We start from the raw sequence: 3,177 nt of genomic DNA on the forward strand, positions 1-3,177 counted from the left end.
TAGGCCGCGATGCTCGAGCAGATCGAGCCCGCCGCCGTGATCGAGAACTGCGTCCTCGCCGAGGCGCACGGGTTCCGCGGGATCATGGCCACCGATCACTTCCAGCCCTGGCTTCCCCGCCACCGCAACGCCGCTCATGTGTGGACCATGCTCGGCGCGATCGGCGCGCACACCACCGGCGACCTCGGCCCCGGCGTCACGACCCCCGGCTTCCGCACGCATCCCGCCGTGGTCGCGCAGGCCGCAGCGACGCTGGCGACCCTCTACCCCGACCGGGCCTGGCTCGGCGTCGGATCGGGGGAGGCGCTGAACGAGCACATCGTCGGCGAATACTGGCCCGAACCCGCCGAGCGCATCGACCGCATGTTCGAGGCCGTCGACCTGATCCGCAAGCTCTTCACCGCCTCGATCGCCGGTCGCGACACCCGTCACCGTGGCGAGCACTTCCGCATGGAATCGACCCGGCTCTGGACGATGCCGCCCACTGCGCCACCGGTCTACGTGGCCACGGCGGGCCCGGCCACCGCTCGCCGCGCCGGCCGGAACGCCGACGGCCTGATCACGACCTCGGCCGAAGTCGAGCGCCTCGCCCCGCTGCTCGCCCGATTCGCCGAGGGGGCACGGGAGGCGGGGCACGACCCCGAGGCCCTCCCGAAGGTGCTCCAGCTGCGGCTCTCGTGGGCGCCGACCGACGAGCAGGCCCTCGCGAACGCACTGACCGAGTGGCCGGTCGCCGGACTCCGGATGCGTCGGGGCGACGTGCGCTCGCCGTACGACTTCGAGCAGCTCGTGCGCGGGGTGACGGCCGACGACATGCGGGCGTCGATGCCCATCTCCTCCGATCCCGACGTGCATCGCGCACAGATCCAGCGGTACGCCGACCTCGGCTTCACGCGCATCTACCTGCACAACGTCGGGCCCGACCAGCGGGAGTTCGTCGAGGTGTTCGGTCGCGACGTGCTGCCGAAGGTGCGCGCATGAGCGCCCCCGCGATCACCGTCTTCGCCCCCACCGGCATGGGCGAGGTGCGTCCAGGCGACGACCTCGTGGCCCTGATCCTCGCGACCGGCGTCGAGCTCGCCCACGGCGACATCCTCGTCGTCACCTCGAAGATCGTCTCCAAGGCCGAAGGCCGCTACGTACAGGCCGCCGACCGCGAAGAGGCCATCACCGCCGAGACCGTGCGGCTCGTCGCCTCGCGCACCTTCGACGGGCACACCATGCGCATCGTCGAGAACCGGCTCGGCATGGTGGCCGCGGCCGCCGGCGTCGATGCCAGCAACACCCCGGACGGCTGGGTGCTGCTGCTCCCCGAAGACCCCGACCGTTCGGCGCGTGCGCTCGCCGCGGGACTGCGGGCGGCCACGGGCGCGGAGGTGGGCGTGATCCTCAGTGACACCCTCGGCCGTCCCTGGCGCGAAGGGCAGACCGACGTCGCGATCGGCGGCGGAGGCGTGCACATGATCGCCGACCTCCGTGGCACGACCGACCAGGCGGGAAAGGTCCTGAGCGTCACGACCCCGTGTGTCGCGGACGAGCTCGCCGCGGCCGCAGATCTGGTCAAGGGCAAGGCGAGCGGCAACCCGGTCGCCGTGGTGCGCGGCCGCTCCGATCTCGTCGGACCCCTCACCCTGCCCGGGGCCGCGAGCATCGTGCGCGGCGCGGAGCGCGACCTCTTCTGGCTGGGCACCGCCGAAGCACTCGACGAGGGATACCGCGACGGTTACGCCGCTGCGCTCGCGGACCTCGGCACCCAGGAACAGCACCTACACGCACAGCAGGAACCCGACACGAAGGATGCGACATGACACTGACCCTCGGATACAAGGCCAGCGCAGAGCAGTTCGACCCGCGGGAGCTGGTCGAGATCTCGGTAGCGGCCGAGGCGCACGGCATGCAGTCCGTGTTCGCGAGCGACCACTTCCAGCCCTGGCGCCACACCGGCGGCCACGCTCCGTTCTCGCTCACCTGGATGGCGGCGGTGGGCGAGCGCACGTCGAGCATCCGCATCGGCACCTCGGTGCTGACCCCGACCTTCCGTTACAACCCTGCCGTGCTCGCGCAGGCGTTCGCGAGCCTGGGCTGCCTGTACCAGGACCGCATCATCCTCGGCGTCGGCTCTGGCGAGGCGCTGAACGAGATCGCGACCGGATTCCGCGGCGCCGGGGAGCAGGAGTGGCCCGAGTTCAAGGAGCGCTATGCGCGGCTGCGCGAATCCGTGCGTCTGATGCGGGCGTTGTGGTCGGGCGACCGGGTGAACTTCGACGGCGAGTACTACTCCACGCACGACGCCTCGATCTACGACCGTCCCGAGGGGGGCATCCCGATCTACATCGCCGCGGGCGGACCGATGGTCGCGCGCTACGCCGGGCGCGCGGGCGACGGCTTCATCTGCACCTCGGGCAAGGGCCAGGAGCTCTACGTCGACCAGCTGCTCCCGGCCGTGAAAGAGGGGCTCGAGCAGTCCGAGCGCTCGTTCGACGACTACGACCGGATGATCGAGATCAAGCTGTCGTACGAGGAGACCCGGGAGGCGGCGTTGGAGAACACCCGCTTCTGGTCGCCGCTGTCGCTCTCGAAGGAGCAGAAGCACGACATCACCGACCCCGTCGAGATGGAGAAGGCCGCCGATGCGCTGCCGCTCGAGACCATCGCCAAGCGCTGGATCGTCGGGAACGACCCGGATGCCGTGGCCGCCGAGATCCAGCAGTACATCGATTGGGGCTTCAACCACCTCGTCTTCCATGCGCCGGGCCACGACCAGCGCCGGTTCCTGCAGCTCTTCGAGCGCGACATCGCCCCCCGGTTGCGCGACACCGCTGCCGAACTGCGCGGGTGAGGCGACGGAGATGATCCGCGGTTCGGGAGTCGGGGTGCCGCTGCCGGGAGTGCCCGCTCGTGAGTGGATCGTGGTGATCCCGGTGAAGCGCGCCGAGATCGGCAAGTCGCGGTTGCGCATCCCCGGCGTCGATCGCGAGCCCCTCGCCCGCGCGATCGCCCTCGACACGGTCGAGGCGGCCACCGCATGCGAGCGCGTCGCCGAAGTCATCGTCGTCACGAGCGACGAGGTCACGGCGACCGCTCTGCGTGTGCTGCCGCGGGTGCGACTGGTGCGCGACCGCAGCGAAGGGCTGACCGCGGCGATCGGGCTCGGCGTGAGCGCGGCCCCCGACTTGC

The 3,177-nt window shown here is 70.9% G+C and carries 3 protein-coding genes and 1 pseudogene; all 4 read left to right on the forward strand.

The window, feature by feature from the left end; translation table 11 throughout:
- Positions 1–9: 9 nt before the first annotated feature.
- On the forward strand, positions 10–981 hold the full coding sequence (locus B2869_RS03450) for a TIGR03557 family F420-dependent LLM class oxidoreductase (protein ID WP_292762800.1): 972 nt from the start codon (positions 10–12) through the stop codon (positions 979–981).
- The gene (gene cofE, locus B2869_RS03455; protein ID WP_292762802.1) at positions 978–1,808 is read left to right on the forward strand and encodes a coenzyme F420-0:L-glutamate ligase; all 831 of its coding nucleotides are present in this window, start codon (positions 978–980) and stop codon (positions 1,806–1,808) included. The genes B2869_RS03450 and cofE overlap by 4 nt, the downstream gene beginning before the upstream one ends.
- Positions 1,805–2,839: a glucose-6-phosphate dehydrogenase (coenzyme-F420) gene (gene fgd, locus B2869_RS03460; RefSeq protein ID WP_292762805.1), complete on the forward strand. Its 1,035-nt coding sequence runs from the start codon at positions 1,805–1,807 to the stop codon at positions 2,837–2,839. The genes cofE and fgd overlap by 4 nt, the downstream gene beginning before the upstream one ends.
- 10 nt (positions 2,840–2,849) lie before the next feature.
- Positions 2,850–3,177: pseudogene (locus B2869_RS03465) on the forward strand (hypothetical protein); the annotation flags it as partial.

It is taken from the genome of Microbacterium sp. UBA3486 (assembly GCF_002377845.1).
Taxonomy (GTDB): domain Bacteria; phylum Actinomycetota; class Actinomycetes; order Actinomycetales; family Microbacteriaceae; genus Microbacterium; species Microbacterium maritypicum_A.

Coding starts and splice junctions, on each gene's coding strand:
- B2869_RS03450 (WP_292762800.1), top strand. CDS start 10: ATGCTCGAGCAGATCGAGCCCGCCGCCGTGATCGAGAACTGCGTCCTC.
- cofE (WP_292762802.1), top strand. CDS start 978: ATGAGCGCCCCCGCGATCACCGTCTTCGCCCCCACCGGCATGGGCGAG.
- fgd (WP_292762805.1), top strand. CDS start 1,805: ATGACACTGACCCTCGGATACAAGGCCAGCGCAGAGCAGTTCGACCCG.